At 62.4% G+C, this 4422-nt stretch carries 4 protein-coding genes; all 4 read left to right on the top strand.

The genetic code is table 11. The annotated features are described in order from the left end of the window. Positions 1 to 387: 387 nt before the first annotated feature. A complete protein-coding gene (locus ENZ74_RS23305; RefSeq protein ID WP_013530960.1) occupies positions 388 to 1314 on the top strand; it encodes a D-alanine--D-alanine ligase in 927 nt (308 codons plus the stop codon). Next, positions 1302 to 2243, top strand: coding sequence for a cell division protein FtsQ/DivIB (locus tag ENZ74_RS23300; RefSeq protein ID WP_063168308.1), 942 nt, complete (start codon positions 1302 to 1304; stop codon positions 2241 to 2243). The genes ENZ74_RS23305 and ENZ74_RS23300 overlap by 13 nt, the downstream gene beginning before the upstream one ends. After that, positions 2240 to 3547, top strand: a complete 1308-nt coding sequence (ftsA, locus tag ENZ74_RS23295; RefSeq protein ID WP_013530962.1) for a cell division protein FtsA — start codon at positions 2240 to 2242, stop codon at positions 3545 to 3547. The genes ENZ74_RS23300 and ftsA overlap by 4 nt, the downstream gene beginning before the upstream one ends. Positions 3548 to 3615: 68 nt before the next feature. Further along, on the top strand, positions 3616 to 4422 hold an 807-nt coding region (gene ftsZ, locus ENZ74_RS23290), incomplete at its 3' end, for a cell division protein FtsZ (RefSeq protein WP_127313011.1).

Here is a 4422-nt window from a genome sequence, read left to right as displayed (position 1 = left end):
GCTGATATTCAGGTGATGCTCCGCTCCGGTTCTCGAAAGCCATCGTTTTCGACTCGGCCTGACCTGAATCTCGACACACCTAGCGCCTCGTTGAAGTTCATGTGATGCATGAACTTCAACGAGGCGAAAAACGGTCCGCGACCGTTGCCGCAAAGACTCAACGACACGCTTTTCGCATCCATTTTCTTAGAAAGTGAATCTCTCGGAATCGTAAGCACTTGCCAGTGAATCAACTCTCTGATTCTCTGCTCGAAAGCGTTTCCTGATTTGAGTCGTTCGACGCGTTTTCAGCGTTTTCCGTCTGGGGGGGCAACCTGCCGGGAGACTCTGACTCAATGTTGCGGAAAATCTGGTTTTGGTCCGCCGTGAGAGAGGGGATGCCGGGGAATGAAAAACAAGCATGTGGCCGTCCTGCTGGGTGGTTTTTCGTCCGAGCGGCCCGTGTCCCTGTCCTCCGGAAAGGCTTGCGCCGATGAGCTTGAGAAGGAAGGTTACCAGGTCACCCGCGTCGATGTCGGGCGCGATGTCGGCTCCGTGCTTGCCGAGCTCAAGCCCGATGTCGCCTTCAATGCGCTGCACGGCCCTTTTGGTGAGGATGGCACCATCCAGGGCATCCTCGAATATCTCGGCATTCCCTACACCCATTCCGGCGTGCTCGCCTCGGCTCTGGCCATGAACAAGGAGCAGGCCAAACGGGTTGCCAAGTCGGTCGGCATCGTGGTCGCCGAATCGAAGGTCGCCAGCCGCTTCGCCATCCAGAACAAGCATCCGATGAAGCCGCCCTATGTGGTCAAGCCGGTCAATGAGGGTTCGAGCTTTGGTGTCGTCATCGTGCATGAAGGCCAGTCGCATCCGCCGCAGGTTCTTGGCTCGTCGGAGTGGAAATATGGCGATACCGTCATGGTCGAGCGCTACATCCACGGCAGGGAGCTGACCTGCGCGGTGATGGGCGATGTGGCGCTGGGGGTCTGCGAGATCATCCCGACCGGCCATTCCTTCTACGACTATGATTCAAAATATGTCGCCGGGGGATCAAAGCACGAATGCCCCGCAAAAGTTTCACCGAATATTTACCAAAAAATACAAACACTGGCGCTCAAGGCTCACCAAGCGATCGGCTGTCGGGGCGTTTCCCGGTCGGACTTCCGTTATGACGATCGGCATTCCGAAAACGGCGAGATTGTCTGGCTCGAGGTCAACACCCAGCCGGGTATGACGCCGACGTCCTTGGTGCCTGAAATCGCCGCCCATGCCGGGCACTCGTTTGGCGATTTGTTGAGTTGGATGGTGGAGGACGCTTCGTGTCTGCGTTGAAATGGGGACAGGGTAGGGAGAGGGGCGCGGCCGGTCCGGCGCTGTTCGGCCTGTCGTTGTCGTTGGACCATTTCGTGCTGCCGCGGATGCTGCGCCGCCCGGTGCGCATTATGGCGCGCCTCGGTGTCGGAGAATTCCAGGCGCCACGCTTTTCCGCGGCCATGATGTCGGCCGTGCTGATTTTCTCGAGCAGTGCCTATGGCGCCTATCTCGGCGGTCATGTCGACGGTATCGTGCAGAGCATCACCGCCCGTACCGGATTTGCCGTCGATCAGGTCAAGGTGGTGGGCAATCGCCAGACCTCGGAAATCGATATACTCGACAGGCTTGAACTCGACGGCTGGACGTCGCTGATCGGCTTTAATGCCGAGGCCGCGCGGGAACGAATTGCGACCTTGCCGTGGATCGAGGTCGCGGCGGTGCGCAAGGTCTATCCGCATACGCTGGAAGTGCGTGTCGAGGAGCGTGAGGCTTTCGCGCTCTGGCAGCAGGGTGACGAGCTTTCGGTCATCGAGAAGAATGGCGCCATGATCGCGCCGTTCTCGGGCGGCAAGCAGGTGCTTCTGCCTCTGCTGATCGGCACCGGCGCGCCGGCGAGCGCGCCCGATTTCCTGGCCAAGGTCGAAAAATATCCCGAGCTCGCGAACCGGATCAAAGGTTATATCCGTGTCGGCGAACGGCGCTGGGACCTGAAGCTGGACAATGGCATCACCATCAAGCTTCCCGAGGACGACGAGGATCAGGCGCTCGCCGAACTCGTGAAGATGGATCATGACAACGGTTTGCTGTCGCGCGACATCGCCGCCGTCGACATGCGCCTGACGGACCGGCTGGTCGTCCAGTTGACGGCGGAAGCGGCGACGCAGCGCGAAGCCGCCCTCAACGAGAAACCCAAGAGCCTGAAGCGCAAGCCGGAGACGAAGATATGAGCTGGCTTGGCAGTCCTGGCGATGCCGCGTCGCGCCGGTCTGGCACCCTGACGGTGCTGGATGTCGGTTCGAGCAAGGTCTGCTGCATGGTGGCCAAGCTCAAGCCGTGCGATGACGGCAAGCTGCTGCGCGGCCGTTCGCACCGGATCCAGGTGATCGGCATCGGCCATCAGAAGTCGCAAGGCGTGAAGTCGGGTGTCGTGGTCGATCTCGACAGGGCGGAGCATGCCATCCGCCTTTCCGTCGACGCAGCCGAGCGCATGGCCGGGCTGACGGTTGATTCGCTGATCGTCAACATGACGGCCGGCCGGCTGAAGAGCGAAGCCTTCTCCGCCACCATCAATCTTGGCGGCCACGAGGCCGACGAGGCCGACATCAAGCGCGTTCTCGGTGCAGGCGCCAAGCAGGCGCTGAAGGCCGAGCGCGAAGTGATCCATTCGCTTCCCGTCGGCTTCTCGCTGGATGCCGAACGCGGCGTGCGCGATCCGCGCGGCATGGTCGGCGACGCACTCGGCGTCGACATGCATGTGCTGACCGGCGACGCCGCGCCGATGCGCAATCTGGAGCTGTCCATCAACCGTTCGCATCTGTCGGTCGAGCGCATGGTGGCGACGCCCTATGCCAGCGGGCTGGCGGCGCTGGTCGACGACGAGCTGGAAATGGGTGCGGCCTGCATCGACATGGGCGGCGGCACGACGACGATCTCGGTGTTTTCGGAAGGCAAGTTCGTCCATGGCGACGCCATCGCCATCGGCGGCAACCATGTCACGCTGGACATGGCCAAGGGGCTGTCGACCTCGCTTGATGCCGCCGAACGGCTGAAGGTGATGCATGGTTCGGCGCTGCCCGGCAGCGCCGACGATCGCGACCTGGTCTCGATCCAGCCGATCGGTGACGATGGCGACGTGCCCTTGCAGATCCCGCGCTCGGTGATGACGCGCATCGTGCGCGCCCGCATCGACGAGACGCTCGAACTGCTGCGCGACCGGCTGAACAAGTCCGGCTATGGCAATGCAGTGGGCAAGCGTGTGGTTCTTACCGGCGGCGCCAGCCAGCTTGCCGGCCTGCCGGAGGCGGCGCGCCGCATTCTGGGACGAAATGTGCGCATCGGCCGCCCGCTCGGCGTGGCCGGCCTGCCGGAAGCGGCGAAGGGGCCGGCCTTCTCGGCCGCGGTGGGGCTTCTGATCTACCCGCAGATGGCGAGCTTCGAGAGCCATCCGGCGAAAGGAATTTCCGGTCTCAAAATGACCGGAACGGGCGGAAAACTGCATCGCATGAGTCAGTGGTTGAGAGACAGTTTCTAAAATTGACGGGGACAGCCCCATAGGCGGCCGCGGCGGCGAAGCGGCGTGAAAGGCAAAGGACGGAGACAATGACCATCAATCTGCAAAAGCCGGACATCACCGAGCTTAAGCCGCGCATCACCGTGTTCGGTGTCGGCGGCGGCGGCGGCAATGCCGTCAACAACATGATCACCGCCGGTTTGCGCGGCGTCGAGTTCGTGGTGGCCAACACCGACGCGCAGGCGCTGACCATGTCGAAGGCAGGCCGCCTGATCCAGCTCGGCGCTCACGTCACCGAGGGGCTCGGTGCGGGATCGCAGCCGGAAGTCGGCCGTGCGGCGGCGGAAGAGTGCATCGATGAAATCCTCGATCACCTGACCAACACCCATATGTGCTTCGTGACAGCCGGTATGGGCGGCGGCACCGGCACCGGTGCTGCTCCCGTCGTTGCCCGCGCAGCGCGCGAAAAGGGCATCCTCACCGTCGGCGTCGTCACCAAGCCGTTCCACTTCGAAGGCCAGCGCCGCATGAAGACCGCGGACTTCGGCATCGAGGAATTGCAGAAATGCGTCGATACGCTGATCGTCATCCCCAACCAGAACCTGTTCCGGCTGGCCAATGACAAGACCACCTTCGCCGATGCCTTCGCCATGGCCGACCAGGTGCTCTATTCCGGTGTCGCCTGCATCACCGACCTGATGGTCAAGGAAGGTCTGATCAATCTCGATTTCGCCGACGTGCGCTCGGTCATGCGCGAGATGGGCAAGGCGATGATGGGCACCGGCGAAGCTTCGGGCGAGGGCCGCGCGATGGCCGCCGCCGAAGCGGCGATCGCCAACCCGCTGCTCGACGAAACCTCGATGAAGGGCGCCAAGGGCCTGCTGATCTCGATCACG

The organism is Mesorhizobium sp. M7A.F.Ca.CA.002.15.2.1 (assembly GCF_003998715.1).
Taxonomy (GTDB): domain Bacteria; phylum Pseudomonadota; class Alphaproteobacteria; order Rhizobiales; family Rhizobiaceae; genus Mesorhizobium; species Mesorhizobium ciceri.
Note: the sequence above shows the minus strand (reverse complement) of the source record. Positions and strands in the feature narration are given on the sequence as shown.